At 42.7% G+C, this 18815-nt stretch carries 16 protein-coding genes; 1 reads left to right on the top strand and 15 read right to left on the bottom strand.

Annotated elements, in window-relative coordinates; translation table 11 throughout:
• Positions 1-3: 3 nt before the first annotated feature.
• The 8 genes from iolE to J7E52_RS00475 form a co-directional block, all read right to left on the bottom strand.
• On the bottom strand, positions 4-891 hold the full coding sequence (gene iolE, locus J7E52_RS00505) for a myo-inosose-2 dehydratase (RefSeq protein WP_214743209.1): 888 nt from the start codon (positions 889-891) through the stop codon (positions 4-6).
• A gap of 15 nt (positions 892-906) precedes the next feature.
• Positions 907-2817, bottom strand: coding sequence for a 3D-(3,5/4)-trihydroxycyclohexane-1,2-dione acylhydrolase (decyclizing) (iolD, locus tag J7E52_RS00500; protein WP_214743208.1), 1911 nt, complete (start codon positions 2815-2817; stop codon positions 907-909).
• A gap of 32 nt (positions 2818-2849) precedes the next feature.
• Positions 2850-3827 carry a 5-dehydro-2-deoxygluconokinase gene (gene iolC, locus J7E52_RS00495; protein WP_214743207.1) on the bottom strand — a complete coding sequence of 326 codons (978 nt, stop codon included), beginning with the start codon at positions 3825-3827 and terminating at the stop codon, positions 2850-2852.
• Positions 3828-3849: 22 nt separating this feature from the next.
• Positions 3850-4665, bottom strand: a complete 816-nt coding sequence (iolB, locus tag J7E52_RS00490; protein ID WP_214743206.1) for a 5-deoxy-glucuronate isomerase — start codon at positions 4663-4665, stop codon at positions 3850-3852.
• Positions 4666-4737: 72 nt separating this feature from the next.
• A complete protein-coding gene (locus J7E52_RS00485; RefSeq protein ID WP_214743205.1) occupies positions 4738-6207 on the bottom strand; it encodes a CoA-acylating methylmalonate-semialdehyde dehydrogenase in 1470 nt (489 codons plus the stop codon).
• Between the two features lie 924 nt (positions 6208-7131).
• Positions 7132-7452, bottom strand: a complete 321-nt coding sequence (locus J7E52_RS00480; RefSeq protein ID WP_214743204.1) for an antibiotic biosynthesis monooxygenase family protein — start codon at positions 7450-7452, stop codon at positions 7132-7134.
• Positions 7453-7629: 177 nt separating this feature from the next.
• Entirely contained in the window at positions 7630-7758 is a 129-nt protein-coding gene (locus J7E52_RS26720; RefSeq protein WP_260359184.1) for a hypothetical protein, read from the bottom strand.
• A 285-nt stretch (positions 7759-8043) separates the two neighbouring features.
• Complete coding sequence (locus J7E52_RS00475; protein WP_034315231.1) at positions 8044-8223, bottom strand: IDEAL domain-containing protein; 180 nt, start codon at positions 8221-8223, stop codon at positions 8044-8046.
• Between the two features lie 453 nt (positions 8224-8676).
• Here J7E52_RS00475 and J7E52_RS00470 point away from each other — a divergent pair, with 453 nt between their 5' ends.
• On the top strand, positions 8677-9975 hold the full coding sequence (locus J7E52_RS00470; protein WP_214743203.1) for an MFS transporter: 1299 nt from the start codon (positions 8677-8679) through the stop codon (positions 9973-9975).
• A gap of 90 nt (positions 9976-10065) precedes the next feature.
• Here the strand turns inward: J7E52_RS00470 and J7E52_RS00465 are convergent, their stop codons facing one another.
• From J7E52_RS00465 to J7E52_RS00435, 7 genes are all read right to left on the bottom strand, one after another.
• A complete protein-coding gene (locus J7E52_RS00465) occupies positions 10066-10761 on the bottom strand; it encodes a YjjG family noncanonical pyrimidine nucleotidase (RefSeq protein WP_214743202.1) in 696 nt (231 codons plus the stop codon).
• 184 nt (positions 10762-10945) lie between these two features.
• On the bottom strand, positions 10946-12430 hold the full coding sequence (locus tag J7E52_RS00460) for a sodium:solute symporter family protein (protein ID WP_214743201.1): 1485 nt from the start codon (positions 12428-12430) through the stop codon (positions 10946-10948).
• A complete protein-coding gene (locus J7E52_RS00455; RefSeq protein WP_214743200.1) occupies positions 12427-12615 on the bottom strand; it encodes a DUF3311 domain-containing protein in 189 nt (62 codons plus the stop codon). Before J7E52_RS00455 ends, J7E52_RS00460 begins: the two co-directional genes overlap by 4 nt.
• 537 nt (positions 12616-13152) lie before the next feature.
• Positions 13153-14913 carry a CocE/NonD family hydrolase gene (locus J7E52_RS00450; protein ID WP_286197313.1) on the bottom strand — a complete coding sequence of 587 codons (1761 nt, stop codon included), beginning with the start codon at positions 14911-14913 and terminating at the stop codon, positions 13153-13155.
• A gap of 221 nt (positions 14914-15134) precedes the next feature.
• The gene (locus J7E52_RS00445; protein WP_214743199.1) at positions 15135-16217 is read right to left on the bottom strand and encodes a tartrate dehydrogenase; all 1083 of its coding nucleotides are present in this window, start codon (positions 16215-16217) and stop codon (positions 15135-15137) included.
• A gap of 18 nt (positions 16218-16235) precedes the next feature.
• The gene (locus J7E52_RS00440; protein ID WP_214743198.1) at positions 16236-17684 is read right to left on the bottom strand and encodes an aldehyde dehydrogenase family protein; all 1449 of its coding nucleotides are present in this window, start codon (positions 17682-17684) and stop codon (positions 16236-16238) included.
• Complete coding sequence (locus tag J7E52_RS00435; protein ID WP_063235396.1) at positions 17677-18759, bottom strand: aromatic ring-hydroxylating oxygenase subunit alpha; 1083 nt, start codon at positions 18757-18759, stop codon at positions 17677-17679. The genes J7E52_RS00440 and J7E52_RS00435 overlap by 8 nt, the downstream gene beginning before the upstream one ends.
• Positions 18760-18815: the final 56 nt, after the last annotated feature.

Here is an 18815-nt window from a genome sequence, read left to right as displayed (position 1 = left end):
TTTTTAATCTTGAACTAGGAGCAGCCTGTCATTTATATACTTGCGAGCGATTAATGCGTATTCCAATGGATGGGCAACGGACGGATCTTGTTCCGCCTCTACTACAATCCAGCCTTTATAATGATTTTCCAGTAATGTATGGTAAGCTTCCACAAAGTCAATGCAGCCGTCACCAGGCACTGTGAACATGCCGGCTAAAAAAGATTCTTGAAATGATTTTCCCACTTTCCTGCACTGCTCCAGCACGTTATGCCTCACATCCTTGAAATGAACGTGCCCTATGCGGTCGATATGCTTTTGCAGAAGGGACATGCAATCACCATCCGATACATAAATATGTCCAGTATCATATAACAGGTGTACTTTCTTTTCGGTATTTTCCATAAGGCGGTCAATTTCACTCAGTGTCTGGACCCCTGTCCCCAGGTGGTGGTGATACACCAGTTTTAAGTTGTAAAGTCCTGCAATATCCCCGAGCCTATTCAGGCCCGTACTCAATATTCCCCATTCTTCATCAGTAAAGTGTGGCTTTTCCTTAAACACATCGTACCTTCCGCCTTGGATACTGTAAGTCTGTTCGGATACCACTGCTACATCTCCATCGACAGCCTGTAAATATTTGCAGTGTTCATGGAAATCCTGTTCTGCTTTTTCGATGCCATCACGGATGATGAAACTGCTGAACCACTGACCGGCTATTTTTAAGTTCCGAAGCTGCAGCTCTTTATTCAGGACCGCCGGTTCCGGGAAGAAACCTCCCACTTCGGTCCCCTGAAATCCTGCCACGACAATATCGCTTAAAAGGTGGGATAAAGTGTTTTCAGCTCCGATTTCCGGAATGTCATCATTACGCCAGCCAATTGGGGCAATCCCCCACGAAATCTCCTGCATTTCCGCTGCCCCCTTTTAATATTGTTTGGCCATTTTTAATTTCTCTTGTCTCGCTTCATATGCCCTTTGTATACTTTCTCGTTCCGAGACCTCTGCCACGCCAACATTCCACCAGGAGTCATAACCATCCGTCATCGTTTTCGGCAGAACCTTCATTTCTATTAATGTAGATGCCGTTTGTTTCTTTGCATCCTCCAATGCAGCTTTCAGCTCATCGACAGTATTGGCCCGATAAGTTTTGGCTCCGTACCCTTCCGCCACTTTTGCGTAATCAATATTCATAATTTGGTTATCATGTGTTCTGAACTCACAGCAATATGTTCCGCTGCCATTCTCCATTTGCAGATTATTGATGCAGCCAAAGCCTGAATTATCAAACAACAAAATGTTGATTTTATGATTATATTGGATGGCTGTGATCAATTCCGAATGAAGCATCAGAAAACTGCCGTCCCCTACCATGGCATAGACTTCCCGGTCTGGATGGGCAAGCTTAGCTCCTAAAGTTCCTGCAATTTCGTAGCCCATGCAGGAGAATCCATATTCAAGATGGTACGTGTTTGGCACGCTTGAATGCCAGAGGCGCTGCAAGTCACCCGGAAGTGATCCGGCTGAACCGACCACCACACTTTCCTGATCGACCGTATCGTTTATTGCAATCATCGCAGTGGATTGGGCCAATTCAGTTTTCAATGCATCCGAGTATTCATTCAAGACTTGCTGTGAAAACTGGCTTTTGATTTCAGGCATGAAATTTTCACGGCTGAAAGTGACTTGACTTAAACGGGTCCGTTCGGAAAGCCACTCCGCCTTCCAATCTCCAAGCATTTCCCCATATTCGGTTTCATAGCCCACTAGTAACTCTTCAAGGTTCTCGAGCGCCACTTTTGCATCGGCGACGACCTGAAATCCATCTAATTTATAGGTTTGAAGGCGGCTGACGTTAATGTTCAAAAACTTTGTCCTTTCAAAATCAAATGCAGTTTTGGAAGAAGTCGTAAAGTCCGTATACCGGGTCCCGACACCAATTACGAGATCTGCCTGGCGTGCAGCCTTATTGGCAGCCATCGTACCGAGAATTCCGACTCCGCCCAAATTCTTAGAAAAAGATGATTCCACCGTCGATTTACCTGCCTGTGTTTCCACAAGTGGAATGTTATGCTTTTCTGCCAGCTTCATCAAAATATCCCGAGCTCCGGAATATCTTGCTCCGCCACCGACGATGATGATCGGCTTCTTACTTGCTTTAATTCTCTCGGCAGCTCCTTGCAGTTCCCGTTCAACCGGAGCTTTCCGATCTAAATAATGGACGCGTTTTTCAAAAAAATGTTCATCGAAATCGAATGCTTCCCCTTCTACATCCTGTGAGATGCATATCGTCGCTGGCCCGGCTTTCCCGGGATCGGTCATCACCTCGAAGGCCCGGATCAGACTGGACATGAGCTGCTCAGGGCGAGTGACGCGATCCCAATATCTTGATACTGCCAGAAAAGCGTCATTTGTGGTGATGGCCGTACTATGCTCATGCTCAAGTTGCTGAAGAACCGGATCCGGCTGACGTGTCGCAAATGTATCAGCAGGAAGCAAGAGGACAGGAATATTGTTGGCAAGTGCCGTCCCCGCCGCAGCTATCAAGTTTGCCGAGCCTGGCCCGGCAGATGTAGTGACGGCATAAATTTTCCTTCGGAGCATTTCGCGGCTGTAGGCAATTGCTGCATGGGCCATCCCTTGCTCATTCTTTCCTTGAATTACTTTCAAGTGGCCAGCGTCCTGTTCGAGTGCCTGACCGATACCAACGACATTCCCATGGCCGAATACATTAAATATCCCTTCTACAAATGGAGATTCCTCACCATCAACATGAATGTACTGCTGATTTAAAAACTTGATCAAAGCCTGGGCTGTCGTCAACCTCACTGTTCCCATCTTCTGTTCACCCCTCTATGTAGATAAATTCCTTACACGCGTTCGGCAATCAAATCCTCGATTTCTTCTGCAACGGGCATTGCCTCTGATGAGCTGTGCTTGCTCACTACTATGGAAGCGGAAGCACTGCCAAACTTCAAAGCGCTTTCAATCCCTTTTCCGCTCACTAACGCATATAAGAAAGCGGAAGCATATGAATCCCCTGCGCCGAATGTTTTCAATACTTTCGTTTTATAGGACTTCGCTGTAAAAACTTCGCCTGATTTGGCATAGGCATATGAACCCTCGACGCCGTGTTTGATGACGACCAGGTCTGCGGAATGTTTAAACAAGTAACGGACGGTTTCTTCATTTGTACCTTTTTCGGTATTTTCCATTACATCATATTCATCACGCGTGCCAATCAAAATGTCTGATTGCTCTGCGACTAACGAATAGTAAACGGAGGTTTCTTCAATGGAATTCCATGTGTAAGGACGGTAATCCAATTCAAATACGACTTTTACATCATTTCTTTTCGCAAGGCTGACTGCTTTTAAAACGGCCTCACGTGATGGGCTTTTTGCTAAGGCCGTCCCTGAAACCAATAGGATCTTTGATTTTTTGATATATTCTTCATCCACTTCCGAAGGTGCTAAATGAAGGTCGGCTACATCATCCCGATACATCAGGATACTGCATTCGTCAGGACTTTTAATTTCGGTGAAGGCGAGTCCCGTTTTATGTCCTTCTTGATCGATTATCATATTCGATGTATCAACACCTGCCTCACGCATATAAGATTCGATGAAACGGCCGTGCTGGTCATCGGCAAGCTTACCGATGAATCCGACATTCAAGCCTAATTTCGCACTTCCGATGGCAACATTGGCAGGTGAACCGCCAACGTATTTCGTGAATGTCATGGTCTCTTCCATCGGACGGTTATATTCATTGGCATTCAAGTCTATGCAAGCACGGCCAATGGCAATCAAGTCAAATTCCTTATCGGCATGAAATGTATAGTTCATCCGGTTAACAGCTCCTTTTCCTTTAACGATTCAGGATCCACTCATGATCGGGATCATTGTAGAATTTCCATGTCCTTGCCGGACCGGCCATTACATTCAAGTAATATGATTCATAACCGTCAGGCACCCCTACCGGATGATAACCTGCCGGTACAAGTACGACATCGCCGTTCTCAACCGACATGGTCTCATCGATCGAACGGTCATCTGTATATACTCGCTGAAAGATGAATCCCTGAGGCGGGTTCACTTCATGATAATAGGACTCTTCCAATAATGACTCATTTGGTAAGTTATCCTGATCATGTTTATGCGGGGGATAGCTCGACCAGTTTCCGCTTTCTGTATATACTTCAACCACGAGAAGGCTATTCGCATACGGAGCTGAATCCGGTAATATATTATGCACCATCCGCTTATTGCTCAAAATGCCCCTATGTTCCACATCAACATCTCCCGCTTTAATCCATTTAGTCGGAAGTTGCTTATCAGAAGGCGAATAACACAGTGCCACTCTGACTTTGGTTATCGCTTCCAATTCAAAACTTCTATCATTCGAGACGTAAATGCTATCAGTCGGCACTTTATCAAATACACTATCTCGTGTGCCCAAATCACGGTATACATCTTCGCCTACAGTCACATTGATTTTTCCCGTAAGTGCGACAATGCAGCATTCTGTTTTATTTAATAATTCGGAATATCTAGCATTCGGAACCAACTCAATTATTTTGAATTCAACAAATTCTAAAGGAGAATTTCCCTTCGTAACTGATTGAACGGCTGTAACACCTTCAGCGACCTCTTGTTTTTCCGGCTTTTGGAGCAGTTTACTCATATGTACCTCCTTGGTTTTCAAAAAATCCGGCCCGTATCCAAACGGGCCATCTTGCAATATCTTTCGTTCACCTTATTTCACGTAGCGTGCAGTGACCATTTTTTTACGTGTATAGAACTCCACACCATCGGTTCCATTTGCATGAAGATCACCATAGAATGAATCTTTATATCCAGAGAATGGGAAGAATGCCATAGGTGCTGGAACACCCACGTTTATGCCCAACATCCCGGCATGGATCGTTTCACGGAATTGGCGTACATCAGCTGCACTGTCCGTATAAAGGCAAGCCCCGTTTGCCAGTGCTGAAGCATTGGCAATCTCAACGGCTTCCGTTAAATCTTTTGCACGGACAACGGAGAGCACTGGTGCAAAAATTTCATCTTGCCAGATTTTCATTTCCTGTGTCACATGATCAAAAATCGTAGCCCCAAGGTAATATCCATTGCCGCTTGCTGCCTCGTCTTTACGGCCATCGCGTACAAGGGTCGCACCTTGAGCTATACCTGATTCGATGTAATCAATAGTCCTCTTCTTAGCTCCTTCCCGGATCACAGGTCCTAGAAAAACGCCGTCATCCAGACCATTACCGATCGTAATGGCATCAGCTGCCTGTTTCAATTTTTCAACTAGCTGGTCCGCTACACTTTCTTCTACGACAACAACAGCAGCGGCCATGCAACGCTCACCGGCCGATCCAAAAGCTGCACTTGTTATTTCCTTGGCCGTCATATCAAGATTGGCATCTTTCAAGACAATCGAGTGATTCTTCGCTCCCGCAAGAGCCTGGACGCGCTTCAAGTTAGCCGTGCCTGTTTTATATACATATTCCGCCACTGGCTGTGAACCGACGAAGGAGATGGCTTTCACATCTTCATGCTCCAGAAGCCCATTAACCACGTCATGTGCTCCATTAACAATGTTCAGTACTCCTTTAGGAAGACCTGCTTCCTCAAACAGTTCAACAATGCGTGCTGCAAGCAAAGGGGTACGTTCAGATGGCTTTAACACGAATGTATTGCCACATGCGATCGCAAGCGGGAACATCCAGCAAGGGACCATCATCGGAAAGTTAAATGGAGTAATACCGCCGATTACACCAATTGGGTAACGGTACATACCCGATTCAATGTTTGTCGCGATATCCGGAAGCTGTTTTCCCATCATCAGCGTAGGTGCACCCGCCGCAAACTCGACACACTCGATGCCCCGCTGTACTTCACCCATCGATTCCGATAAGCTTTTACCATTTTCGATAGTGACCAGTTTAGCAAGTTCTTCCCAATTTTCCACAAGAAGCTGCTGATATTTGAACAATATGCGAGCCCTTTTCGGGACAGCAACCTGCGACCATTTTTTAAAAGCCTCATCCGCCACTTGAACCGCACGATCCACATCTTCCCTAGTTGAAAGTGGCACCTCGGCAATCGCCTCACCAGTTGCAGGGTTGAACACGATTTCCGTTTCCTTTGAAGTGGATTCAATCCACTCACCATTTATATAATTTTTTAATTTTTTCACCTCATGTGTTACTGAAGACATGTTTTTTCCTCCTTAAAATAAAGTATTTTGTAGAATCAAGCCAGTATAAGTATCGCCGTCAATGAAATCGATTTCATTTGACTATGGAAAAAATCCATCCATGTTGCTTATTAGGATCAATCAATAAGTTTTCTAGCTCGATCCCAAAATCCAAGCTAATAATCTGCGAATGAAATCGATTTCATTTCTTTCAGGAGGTCCACCTGAAGAAAAGGTATGGACCAATCCACTCCCATTTCTGTTATAGCTTGTACATAATCTTGATTCGGGATGAAATCGATTTCATTTACTTTATAAGGAAATACTACAATGAATTTTTTTCCCTGTAAACACTTTTTTTGGATTTTTTATAATATTCTCTCTTCTTCCCACTTCAAAACATTGATGGATATGGAAATGGGCTTGAATCTTTAGTAAAAAACATTTCCAGGGAGAATACCTCATCGTCGTAATCGAAATCCAAGCTAGGACCGGTCTTGATTCCATATAAATAACTACTTTATCGATATCGGTATGGTATTTTGGTATATTAATACTTCTAAACTCAATTGACTTTATAATAGGTATTCCCGCTAACCTAAGAACAGCACCCCTATTTATTTCATATATGTAAACTTTTCGGACTGCCTTCCTTTTTTCCTTTTTTTTACATTTATATGAATGTCTCCATTTTAATGAAAATAAAAGATATTTTACTATATCAACAGAAATGGAATTACATATCCTATTTTGAGATGAATTCATAAAAAAAGAGGCACCCATAATGGGAGCCTGAATTTTAGTGAAGGTAAGCTATTATATGTGAACGGTAACCATTCCGCATCCTTATGCTACACGATGATTGAGAAATAGGATATTCCACCCAGTAACGTAGGAAATATCTTTTCTATTGTACGGAATTTAAAAAAGGCTAGCTTAAGTCGGTTATTTCACTGCCTTTTTTATAGCTTTCACTTCATATAATGATCCTTCCGAACTGACGATATATTCAGGCTTTGGTTTCCCAAGGTTTGCTTTATGGCCTGCGATATGGGCTTCACTCTTTTCCCACTGCTTCCAATGCGCCTCCGACTCCCAATTGATCATAATGATGACCTCTTCATCCCCGCGTCGCACTTTTTTCACCATCACACTTAAATCGATGAACCCTTCCTGCTTTTCTATGATCCCTTCGCCACTGAACCGTTTTACTACTAGTTCTGCATTACCTTCTTTTACCTCCATTTTTCTCATCTGAACGAACAATCTGAACATCTCCAATCGATATACTTATAATGAATCATTTTATTCGATAACGATTCTCATTGTCAATTATTGAGACTTCCATTTAAGTGCACTACTTAAAACTCTAAATCCAAAAAACCAAATAAAAAATGGATCAGGAAGTTATGCATATCTTCCTGATCCATTTTTTATTGTCATTCACCTTTTATCTTTAAGACTTTTGGGAACATAGTCATTCAGTTTATTAAATAAAGAAGTAATGTAGGAGCTGAGTTCGAACCGATCCTCCTGAACAAATTCAACTAACGACACTCCATTCTTTTTCATAACTTTTTCCCCCTTTAGTTTTTATCCCGGTGCAAACCTTTTCAGCCACTAATACCTGTGAATTCCGCCATTAGCTGACATACAAAACTTCTCCCCAACGTTTTCTTTATTTGATTATACAAGAAAGCGCTTACAATGTAAAATATTATAATACTAAAGATTGCTATTTAATTAGAATGTATCAGTTATATAAAGCTTCATATTCATATTATCAAGCCGTGCTGGCTTTTAGGTGTACTTTCTATATCATCATTACTACTTGTCTTGTTCACAGTGTATAAAATTTCATGAAATGCCCTTCAATATTTCAGTTAAACGCAGGAATTCTTCCTTATCACGATTTCTTAATGAGTCATCGATTTCTTTTTCGATTTGTGCTTTCCGGTAATCACTAAGGGCCTTTTTCAAAACCATTTCAGCCATCTCTTCAGGTTCAAGCGATGTTCCTGGCAATTGCTTCTCCATATGAAACCAACTCCTTAACCTTTTTTCTATTATACTAAATAACTTGGAGATTATTATTATTTATTAAAATCTTATCCTTTCCTCTTTTTTTATTTTCTTATCCACATGATTTCCACTTTGCCACTCTTCTATACATAAAAAATACTAAATGATTTGAGTTTAATTCTCCTCCTTAGTTAAAACTTTTTCATTTTATCCGGGAAGATCGAATCGTTTATTTCCATTACTTTAGAATTAATTATATTCCATTACAGGTGATGAGAGCTAAGTTATTCGTTTCATTTTTTCAGAAAAGTCAGAAATATGTTGACCGGTATGGATAAGCCTTCTAAAATAATCTAAATAATCCAGTTTTCCACTTATATTCCTTAACCATTATTTTTGTTCATTTCGGCTTTATTTATTGTTGAAAACAATTTTGATGAAAAACTAAGAATTAAAGGAGCATTTATCATGAAAAAAAGTCGAGTTCTTTTCGCTAGTTTAGCTGGTTCCGTTATTGAGTGGTATGATTTCTATTTATACGGGACAGCAACGGGCCTGGTTTTTACAACTCTATTCTTCCCAAATCATGATCCTGCCATTTCACTTCTTCTCGCCTTTGTCACTTTCGGGGCTGGTTACGCAGCCCGTCCAATCGGAAGCATCCTATTCGGTCATATGGGTGATCGCATCGGACGGAAGGCAGCACTCATGTTCACCCTGATTGGTATGGGAGGGAGTTCAATGCTTATCGGTGTTCTGCCCACTTATGCCCAGGTTGGGTTGGCAGCCCCCGCCATCTTGGTGGTGCTGAGGTTGATTCAAGGGATTTCCTTGGGAGGTGAATGGGGCGGAGCCATCCTATTGGCAACGGAATCTGCTCCAAAGGGTGTTCGTGGGTTATATGGATCCATTCCCCAGCTAGGAGTCCCCATCGGTTTGGTTGCCGGTTCGTTCAGCCTAACCCTTATCAGTTCCTTGACAACCGATGCCCAATTTTTATCTTGGGGGTGGCGGATTCCATTCCTTTTAAGCGGTGTACTGATCGCATTGGCAATCTGGGTAAGGAGTGGCATTGAAGAAACGCCGGAATTCCAGCAGCAGAAAAATAGCGGTGATCTTGCGAAAGTTCCCATTATTGAAACGTTGAAACACGATTGGAGAAATGTGCTGCAAGTGATCGGACTAAAAATTGGGGACGGGTTCTTCAATGTATTCATCATGTCCTATGTTCTCGTCTTTACTACACTGTATTTTGGTTATTCCCAAGATTCTGCTTTGACCGGTTTAACGATTGGCTGCGCTACAATGCTAGTTACGATTCCTGTCATTGGTTACATTTCTGATTTTATAGATCGAAAAATCATCTATTTTGGGGGCCTGATTCTCCTTTTCATCTTGGCCATCCCATATTTCACAATGATTGGGCAAGGGGTCGGCTGGTTCTACTTTATGCAGGCAGTTGTACTCGGCGTCATCTGGGGAGCCATTTTTTCTACACAAGGAACATTATTCTCGGAGCTCTTTCCAGCCAAGGTCCGTTATACTGGATTATCCGTCGGTTATCAGATCGCGGCAGCCATTGCAGGTTTCGGTCCGCTCATCTGGACCACCATGGCGGAATCATATGGCCCATCCCCTTTGGTATTTGGCGGATTCATGATGGCAGGTCTCGCAATTTCCCTGGCGCTTTGTATATTATCACCTCATTTCAGCAGAAGGAAAGAAAGTGATCAAACACTCAAACCACATGAGCTGGATTTGAACTGATTCTAAAATCCCTGGCATAAGTAATAACAGAGGCTGCACGTCCTATCACTTGGACAACCAGCCTCTGTTTTTATGAACGCACATAACTCTCTAAGCTTCCTTAATTCCTACAATCTCCAAAAGGTCGGTCAGCGTCCGGATTTCATAGGTGGGCTTGATTCCCAGATTATTATCCTTTTGATTGGGATTGTACCAGCATGTATCCATTCCATGATTCAAGCCGCCCTGTATATCTGATGTCAGGGAGTCACCCACTATCAACGCTTTCGATTTATCTGTAATCTTTAACTTGGTAAATGCATAATCAAAAATCCTTCTATCTGGCTTCTGAAACCCAGCCTCTTGGGAAACTATCAAAGTCTCAAAGGTATTGCAAAGGGGTGAGCCCCCGATTCTTGCTGTCTGCACTGTCGTGAAGCCATTTGTTATAATAGCCAGCCGGCATCCTCCAAGCTTCTCGCAAACCTCCAAAGCCCCGGGCAGAAGATGTATTTCCTTTCCCAAATGTTCTAGGTACGCAAGGCCGAACGCATCCGCATCGATATCAAGCCCATGCTTCAGGAACAACCGCTTGAACCTTTCCACTCCCAGATTTGTTAAATCAATAAGCCCCTGTTCCAAATCCCTCCATAAAACCTTACTGATTTCTTGGTAGCATCCCGCATAATCCCTAGCCCCTGTGGGCAAACCGAACTCTAAGAAAGCTTCATGCAGTGCCTTTTTTTCCGATATTCCAAAGTCTAGCAATGTATCATCAACATCAAATAAGATAATCTCGTATTTCATCGCTGCCTCCATAATCATTTTAGTCCAACTTAACACATTTCCTTTAATTACGTATTACTTATACAAATTCATGGTAAATATATACTGCAAGCTTGGAAAACTACAAAAAGGATAGCTTCAAAGGCTATCCTTTTTTGTATCGTTCTTTATAGAGGAAGCACCCCAGTTATAAGGCTTCCTTTGATCAAGAAGTGATTATTCGTTTAACCGGTTCTTCTTCCAGAATCGTTTGTTTGTCTTTTCTTGTGAAAGCACTGACAGCCAGCATGACGATAAGGTTAAAGGTAATGGCGACGATTCCTATATCAAGATCCTGTATGAAATGCGGTGCCTTTGGTAATAAAGTGGCCATTGTTGCCTCTGCCAGCGTAAAGTAAGCGACCAACCCCACCCCTAAAATCATTCCTGCAGAGGCCCCCGCTTTACTTACCGGGTTTCTCTTAAGCAAGCTGAATACTAAAGGAGGGAATAGCTGCAGCACAAAACTGTAAGCCATGGTCAGTAACGCAATCATCGTATTACCTCCATAGAATGTAAAGATCAAGGAGACTAAAGATACGATCGGAACAAATATACGGGTTAGTTTGGCAAGCTGTTCATTCGATGTGTCAGGCTTAACAGCTTTGTAAATATTCTTTGATAAAATCGTGGCTGCCGTCAAGATTAACATCGAACATGGTACAAGGGCAGCCAGCATGCCTGCTGCTCCGACAACGCCAACAATCCAGGGCGGGAAAGCATCTTTCGCGATTTTAAATAAGGCAAGGTCCGTATCTCCGCCTTGTAAATTCGGTATCTGCAAAACCGCCGTAAAACCGATAAAAAGAATGAAAACCAGAATGATTTGATACAGAGGTAAAATGGCAGAATTTTTCCTCAGAGCTGATTCGTTTTGGGAAGATAAACTCGCTCCAAAGCAATGCGGCCACATATATTGGCCCAGTGCGATGGTCAGGCAAAGGGAAATATACCAAGAGATGCTCAGCCCTTCATCAGGAAGCAACAAGAATCCCGGTTTTGTTGCTTCTAGGGTTTCGAACATCGGTTGTATTCCGCCGAAGTAATGAATAGGTAAATATATGCCCAAAAACACTATTACGACAAGAATGAGGATATCCTTCAATACTGCCGTCCACGCCGAACCGTGAATTCCTGACACATATACAAAAACAGTTACGCAGAGCATTCCGATCCAAACAGCAACCGTTGGGGGAATCAATCCATATGATGCTTCGGAAACAATGATCTGAAAGCCTTTTAATTGTAATACGATATAGGGAATCATTGATAGGACTCCAATAACAGCAACGAGAAGTCCCAATGACTTGCTATTATACTTTTTTGTGAAAAAGTCAGATTGCGTCAGCACATTATGTTTTTTTGCATAGCGCCAAATAGGGGGTAATATCCAGAAAGGAACGATGTAAGTAAGAGCGCAAAATATATAGATAGTGGGACCGCCCATACGGTATGCCGCTCCGCTGGCTCCAAGAAACACAAAAGTCGAAAACATCTCTCCTGCCATCAGAACGAACATGATTAAAGAACCGAAGTTCCTCCCCCCGACTGCCCACTGGTCAAGCTTCATTTCACGCCCCTTTTTTGCGCGGATACCTAAGTAAAAAGCCAAAGCAAGAGTCAGGGTGATGATTAATATGGAACTGTTCATTTATTCTCCTCCTGTCTATCACAGATCACGCTGCTAATATAAAGGCAGATGGATGTTAAAATAAGCCAGGCTGTGGACCAAAAGATAATGAAAGGCAAACCTAATATATATGGCTCTACACGGTTAACCACAGATAATGAGCCAATTGCGGGTATGACGCTGAGCAGCACAATGATTTTCTTCAATTGAAGTCCCCCTCTTAATAAATCTGTTAATGAAACGGCTTATGAAAGCGCTTAAAAAATGGGTTATGCAAATCTTGTTCCTTAAACACCTTCACACTGGCAGTAGCTTCACTACTAACCTAAAAAAGATAAAATATTAAAAATTTTCAAACTACTAATATCATTTTCTCTCTAATTATGGATGCAGAACAGATTCCAATGTAATCATCTTTTCCTTGGCTTACAAATAACATAAGAGACAAAACTATGCCTATCTGTTCGGTCATTTCCTTATGCCTGGAATCTATTATAATGGATGAACTTATCCCCCCATCATTCTATTATTTGCAAGAGTTATGCCAATTGCTTTTATTCATAACCATTCACCCCTTAACCCTATCAATATTAGTGATTTAAGATTTTTACAATTTTGTTTTTTAATACTAATCATCTGTTCCTTGAGTTTTAATCACCTCACCTGAACTGTTTTTAACTCATAAAACAGGTGACAATGTTGAAAAACAAACATAAGGAAGACTCTCCTCCCAGCTTTTATAATCATTTTTCACTTGTAGGAATGATTGGCAATAGAATGCGAGAAGGAAATTCCCTGCTATGATAAATCGTTTGTCTGGCCGTTTTTGTTTCACTGCTTTCGATCATTGTTTTCCCTGTATTCGGATTTGGGGCATATTGTGGGAAACTGCTTGATGAAATTTCAAGCAAGATTCGATGACCCGGAAGAAAGACATTGCTTGTAGCCCACAAGTTAATTTCGTATTCAACGATTTCCCCATTCAATTCTTTTTCAGCTCGATGGCCGTTCCGGTATTTTGCGTTGACGATTCCCTCGGTTAAAATAATCGCTTTGCCATCCGGTGATTCATCCGCAAGCTTTGCAGTAAAATCTGTGTCCGCTGCGTCAGTTGATGCAAACAACTTCACTTTAACCGGACCTGTTACTTCAAGTGCTTCTTTCAATGGCTCAGAAGTATAAACAAGCACGTCGTTCCGCTTTTCGATTTCGCTCTGATCATATGGCCCCATTGTAAGCGGGCCGGAAAAAAGTGTAGCTCCACCCTTTGTCGGTACAGGATTTTGGGGATCATATATATATGAATCCGTCTTTTCATCCTCCTGTTCCTCTCTGCTTAAGCGCCCATCACCCGTTTTCGTATTCGCTTTTCCCTTACTGTGCAAATAATAACTCGTATATTCAGTACGTTCAAGCGGCCATTCCATTTCATCACGCCATACATTAATCCCCATTACAAATATTTTCACGGGCGGTTCCTTTTCAATTCCATTATCGATGCCTTTCAGCCAGTGATTAAACCAGCGAATATGAAGGATGGTAATATCTTCTTCAAGGTTAATCCAATCCCCAGACGCGTGCACTCCAAAAGAGCGTTCACCCTGGATCGAGGAAAAAAGGCCATGGCTCCATGGTCCAACAATCAGTTTTTGAGTTTTGCTTAATTGGCCATTCACTTTATTCATTTCCACGTAATTTTCCAGAGTAGGACCGATAAAACAATCATACCAACCGCCCAAATGAAAAGCAGGCAGCTGTATCCTATCAAATTTCTCAGTAATACTTGAACTCTGCCAATAAGTTTCGTCTTCGATCGGGTGATTCAAATGTTCAAAGAAAAAGTTATCTCCGTCCAGAACCTTTAATGGCGGCCAATCATTAATAGGTGCATATGCATACAAGTCCTCAATATTGTTGAGGAAGTCAGCAAGCTTTCGGAATGCTGAAGTTCTTTCCTTATTTTTTTCATACTTCCGCTTCAGCAAATCAGGTACAATCGATTCCAATGTCCACGTCTCAAAAAGGCCGAGAGCAAAAGCCCCATTACGATATACCGTTCCATTTCTTTGGTCATTCAGCGTCATTGCTGGAAAAATGGCGATTAAGTGTGGAGGTTTTTTTTCCGCTGCAAGCAGCTGCGTGTATCCATAATAAGATAGGCCAAACATGCCCACTTTCCCTGTAGAATACGAGAGTGAGGCCGCCCATTCCACTGTGTCGTATCCATCATCCGCTTCCTGGCTGAATGGCTGGAATTCTCCATTTGACTGAAAGCGTCCTCTCACATCCTGAATGATGACAACGAATCCATTTTCTACAAGACGATTTGTATCCAAATAACGATGGGAGTAATGCGGTAAGTCCTTACTGTACGGAAGCCTGGTCAATAAAACCGGAAACTGCCCACTCAAATTAGGTCTGTATACATCCGCATAAAGTACGGTGCCGTCCCTCATAGTGCATGGCACATTTTTTTCGACAAGTATTTCAACTTTTTTCATCATGACCGCTCCTCTTAGCTATACCATTGATTAGAGATACTTTTGTGTATTCCTGATCCCCTTCCCGATTCCGGTGTTCCCTGCTCGTAAAAACAAGAGGCCAAGTGCTTTTCTATCCAAGCCTTGGCCCCTTCCTTTTGTATAAACGATTGGCTTAATACTTGGATGCATCATTATATTCAGTGACCATTCAATCCTATTGAACGATCCATTATCAATACAAGTCAGACCTTGGATAAAATGATTGACTCGATGATATCCGTTACCCGGTCCCCCACTTCGGAAGTGGATGCCGTGCCATTCATATCGGGCGTGAGCACCCGGGCTTCCTGCAACAATTGCTCAATCGCAGCAAGAACAATCTTACCATGTGATTCATAGCCAAAAAAGTCGAGCATTTGGCTTGCTGACCAAATGGAGGCAAGCGGGTTTCCGATACCTTTGCCGGCAATGTCAGGGGCTGAACCGTGAATTGGTTCGAACATCGACGGAAATTCCCTTTCAGGATTAATATTGGCACCGGCAGCAAGGCCGATTCCTCCAGCAAGCGCAGCCCCTAAGTCTGTTAAAATATCACCGAACAGGTTCGAAGTGACAACGACTTCAAAGCGCTTCGGGTCTTTGATCATCAGCATTGCCGCTGCGTCGACAAGATATGAAGCCGTTTCGACTTCAGGATATTCCCTGCTGACCTCTTCGAATACCTGATCCCAGAAAACCATCGAATAATTCAGGGCGTTGGCTTTAGAAATGCTCGTGAGCGATCTGCCTTCTTTTTTCGCGGTTTCAAAAGCATAACGGATGATCCTTTCCGTCCCTTTACGGGAAAACACACCGTTTTGCAGAACAACTTCATGTTCCTGCCCTTTAAACAGCCAATCTCCTGCGCCTGAATATTCACCTTCAGTGTTTTCGCGGATGAACAGCATATCAATATCTTCACGTTTCACATCAACGAGAGGCAAGTGGGCCCCTTTTAACAATGTCACGGGCCGGATATTGACATACTGATCAAAGCTTTTACGGATTTTCAATAATAGCTCCCATAGTGATATATGGTCTGGAACTCCCGGAAACCCGACCGCTCCCAAATAAATTGCGTCAAAAGCTTTCAGCTTATCGATCCCATCATCATCCATCATTCTACCATTTTCGGCATAAAATTCGCAGCCCCATGGGAAGTATGTGAAATCCAATTGAAAACCTGAATCCAGTTCAGCCACTTTTTTTAATACCTTTATGCCTTCAATAATCACTTCAGGGCCAATGCCATCTCCTGCGATGACCGCAATTTTGAATTGTTTCATAAATGATCTCCTCGATTTTTAGTCTTGATTCCAAACGACCAATTTCATTTCGGTCATTTCTTCCACGGCATATTTAATGCCTTCACGGCCAGTCCCGCTTTCTTTCACTCCGCCGTATGGCATTTGATCGACACGATAGGTCGGCACATCATTGATGATCACACCGCCTACACGTAATTCCCGTGATGCGTACAATGCGTTTTTCACATTGTTTGTGTATATACCGGCCTGCAAACCAAAGCGGGAATCATTCACTTGATCAATCGCTTCCTTCACTGAACCAACTTTATTGACAATGACAACCGGAGCAAATGCTTCTTGGCATGAAACTTTTAGCGTATGATCCGCATTTGTAATGATTGTCGGTTCAAGAATGTCACCTTGCAATTTCCCCCCTGCAGCGATCGTTGCCTTACTGTCTTTAGTTTCCTCAATCCAGCCCAATACACGGGCAGCTTCCCCTTTGGAGATTAGGGAGGAAATATACGTATCCGGATTCAATGGATCGCCAATTCTAAGTTTTTTGGCCGCTGCAGTGAATTTTTCGACAAACTCTTCATACACTTCTTCATGTGCATATACACGTTGCAATGAAATACAGACTTGCCCCTGATTGGAGAAGGCACCCATGATGCAACGATCAATAATTTTATCGATATCTATATCTTTATCAATGATTAAAGCCGAGTTCGAGCCAAGTTCAAGTGTGGTCTTTTTCAGACCCGCTTTGTTGCGGATGCCGATTCCAACGCTTGGACTGCCTGTGAATGTGATCATGCTTACCCGATCGTTTTCTACAATCGCTTCCCCAACCGTGCTGCCCGGACCTGTCACTACATTTAATACGCCAGCCGGAAGACCCGCTTTTTCAAATATTTCTGCGATGAAAAGTGCGGACAGCGGAGTTTGCGAAGCAGGCTTCAACACGATGGTGTTCCCTGCAGCTATTGCCGGTCCGACTTTATGCGCCACTAAATTCATCGGGAAGTTAAATGGGGTGATGGCGCCAATAACCCCGATCGGCTCTCTTAACGTGTAACCAATTCGGCCAACTCCGCCTATGGCAGCATCAAAAGGAATTGTTTCACCGTGAATCCGTTTCGCTTCTTCAGCCGAGAACTTATACGTTTCGATGGTCCTTCCGACTTCCGCTTTTGCGAACATGATCGGTTTGGCTGATTCACGGGATATGATTTCTGCCGCTTCTTCCTCATTTTCCATTAATAACGCGACAGCCTTCTCCAATATATCCGCCCTTTGATAAGCTGGCATTTTTGCCATGACTTCGCGCGCATTGTAGGCGGCAGCAATCGCCTTTTCCGTCTGCTCTTTATCCGCCATCGCAATTTGGGCGATTTCTTCCCCGGAATAAGGGGAATATAGCGGAGCATAGCTTACCGTTTCGACTTTTTCACCATTGATCATTAGATATTGTTTCGATTTCAATTGATTCGCTAATTTACTCATTTAGGGCCTCCAATACCATTTCATGAAATTGAACAATTGCTTTTTCCGAAGAAGAATATCTGCCTTTGTTAAAAGCACGGGAGCGGAAACCGATTTGTTCCAGCTCTACAAGTTCCACATCTTCCTGTCGGACTTGTTCGGCAAACGTAACAAGATCTTTCTCTTCCTGAGTCAAATTCTCATCGCGGAAATAATATGTGTAAACAGCCAAAGTCGTTTCGTGATCAATCGGAACCATTTGAATGGTTGCCATATTGCCGGGACCTGGATAAATGGTCAACATCAAGTTAGGCCACAGCCAGAAAAAGGATCCACCTTGCATTTCCGCCTGATTTAAATCGACCGTTCCGTAATTTTTATCCGGTTTAACGATCGAACCTTGCAGTGAATAGTTATCGCAAGTAATGATTTGGTAATCATCCATATCTAGTGCTGCAACAAAGCTTGGATGTGCTACATGGCAATGGTCGCATTCTAAATAGTTATCTATGAACGCTTTCCAGTTTGCCTTGATCACCCTCGTTTTTTGGCTTGTTCTTTTTAACTCACTTAAAAACGGGTATTTACTTAAACGGTCAAAGAAATCGCCGTAAGATTCGCTAAGCGGTTTCGCATTATCATCCAAGTTTACAAAAATTAGAGATTCCAAGATTTCCATGCGAACGGAGCGTAAACAGGCATCTTGTACACAGGCTTCATCTTCGCCTTTGAAATTCGGCGCTTTGTTCAATTTCCCATCCAATTTGAACGTCCAACCATGATAACTGCATTGTAAGATTTTCTTCTTGCCTGATTCACTTTTTTCAAGCTTAGTAGCACGATGCGGACAAACGTTATAAAAAGCGCGGATCACCTCATCCTGGCCGCGGTTCACTATGATCGGCTCATTGGCTACCTCTGTCGTAAAGAATGATCCCACTTTTTCCAATTGGCTGACATGACCCACAAGCTGCCAAGATTTAGAGAATACTAGATCGATTTCCTTTTCGAGAACTTTCGGATCCGTGTATTTGTCATATGTCAATGTTCTTTCAAATGTACGATTTGTTACATTTTCCACCTTGTTATAAGCCATCATTCATTTCCCCCTAAAAAATGATTACAAGCATTCCTGCCATACTAGATATAAAG

It is taken from the genome of Bacillus sp. ISL-34, assembly GCF_018613325.1.
GTDB lineage: Bacteria > Bacillota > Bacilli > Bacillales > DSM-1321 > Peribacillus.
This window is presented reverse-complemented; position numbering and strand designations above follow the sequence as displayed.

Excerpts from the sequence above, each read along its gene's own strand:
- J7E52_RS00470 (WP_214743203.1), top strand. The coding sequence starts at position 8,677 with ATGAAAAAAAGTCGAGTTCTTTTCGCTAGTTTAGCTGGTTCCGTTATT.
- J7E52_RS00460 (WP_214743201.1), bottom strand. The coding sequence starts at position 12,430 with ATGAACAGTTCCATATTAATCATCACCCTGACTCTTGCTTTGGCTTTT.
- iolD (WP_214743208.1), bottom strand. The coding sequence starts at position 2,817 with ATGGGAACAGTGAGGTTGACGACAGCCCAGGCTTTGATCAAGTTTTTA.
- J7E52_RS00450 (WP_286197313.1), bottom strand. The coding sequence starts at position 14,913 with ATGATGAAAAAAGTTGAAATACTTGTCGAAAAAAATGTGCCATGCACT.
- J7E52_RS00445 (WP_214743199.1), bottom strand. The coding sequence starts at position 16,217 with ATGAAACAATTCAAAATTGCGGTCATCGCAGGAGATGGCATTGGCCCT.
- J7E52_RS00440 (WP_214743198.1), bottom strand. The coding sequence starts at position 17,684 with ATGAGTAAATTAGCGAATCAATTGAAATCGAAACAATATCTAATGATC.
- J7E52_RS00475 (WP_034315231.1), bottom strand. The coding sequence starts at position 8,223 with ATGGAGAAGCAATTGCCAGGAACATCGCTTGAACCTGAAGAGATGGCT.
- J7E52_RS00465 (WP_214743202.1), bottom strand. The coding sequence starts at position 10,761 with ATGAAATACGAGATTATCTTATTTGATGTTGATGATACATTGCTAGAC.
- J7E52_RS00435 (WP_063235396.1), bottom strand. The coding sequence starts at position 18,759 with ATGGCTTATAACAAGGTGGAAAATGTAACAAATCGTACATTTGAAAGA.
- iolE (WP_214743209.1), bottom strand. The coding sequence starts at position 891 with ATGCAGGAGATTTCGTGGGGGATTGCCCCAATTGGCTGGCGTAATGAT.
- J7E52_RS26720 (WP_260359184.1), bottom strand. The coding sequence starts at position 7,758 with ATGAAAAAGAATGGAGTGTCGTTAGTTGAATTTGTTCAGGAGGATCGG.
- iolB (WP_214743206.1), bottom strand. The coding sequence starts at position 4,665 with ATGAGTAAACTGCTCCAAAAGCCGGAAAAACAAGAGGTCGCTGAAGGT.
- J7E52_RS00485 (WP_214743205.1), bottom strand. The coding sequence starts at position 6,207 with ATGTCTTCAGTAACACATGAGGTGAAAAAATTAAAAAATTATATAAAT.
- iolC (WP_214743207.1), bottom strand. The coding sequence starts at position 3,827 with ATGAACTATACATTTCATGCCGATAAGGAATTTGACTTGATTGCCATT.